This window comes from Xenorhabdus miraniensis, assembly GCF_002632615.1.
On sequence record NZ_NITZ01000092.1, the window covers coordinates 1 to 986 of the forward strand.

A 986-nucleotide genomic window follows, 5' to 3' on the forward strand; every position below is an offset into this window, starting at 1 on the left:
CATCTGGCCTATGTGATTTACACCTCGGGCTCTACCGGCCAGCCAAAAGGGGTGATGGTGGAGCATCAGGCAATTTATCAACGTACGCTGGGGGTGAACGAGCTTTATGGCGTGATGGCTCAGGACCGGGTATTGCAGTTTGCGGCGTTTGCCTTTGATGTCTCGGTCGAGGAGTGTTTCTCGTCATTATGTCATGGCGCCACGTTGGTCATTCGCGATGATAGCTGGCTGGCGTCCATGCCGGAATTTATTGCCTTAGCCCGGAAAAACCGTATTACGGTGATGTTCCTGCCCACGTTATTCTGGTCTGAACTGGCGGCCAGAGACAAAGGATTACCGCTGCCTGACGCGCTCAGGCTAGTTATTATTGGCAGTGAGGCCGTCCAGAAAAAAGCCCTTCAGGACTGGTTTGCACAGGAAGGTCACCGCCCCCGGTTATTAAACGCCTATGGCCCGACGGAAAATACCGTTACGGCCACCTGTCAGGCAGTCTCCTCCCCGGACGAAGATCGTTCCATCGGCTGGCCACTCAAAAATACCCGTATTTACCTGCTGGACAGCAATGGGCAACCGGTGCCGTTAGGCTGTGTGGGAGAAATCTATATCGGTGGCGTAGGGGTTGCGCGGGGTTATCTGAACCAGCCAGCCTTAAGTGAAGCACGTTTTATCCCCGACCCCTTTAGTCCGGTATCGGGTGCCCGGATGTACCGCACGGGGGATCTGGCCCGTTACCAGCCGGACGGCAATCTGGAATTCTTTGGCCGCAATGACCAGCAGGTGAAAATTCGCGGTTTTCGTATAGAACCGGGGGAAATTGAAACCCGCTTGCTGGAACACCCAGCGGTGCATGAGGCGGTCGTGCTGGCACTGGCTGACGGGCAAGGTAAACGGCTGGTGGCCTATGTCGTGGCGGAAGCGGATGAAGTACTGGTCAACAACCTGCGTACTCACCTGAGTGCGGTTTTGCCGGATTATATGGTGCCGGC

1 protein-coding gene is annotated in these 986 nt (G+C 55.8%); it reads left to right on the forward strand.

What is annotated here, in order from left to right; all coding sequences use genetic code 11:
- A partial coding sequence (locus Xmir_RS22185; protein ID WP_145956959.1) for an amino acid adenylation domain-containing protein occupies window positions 1-986 on the forward strand: 986 nt, incomplete at both ends.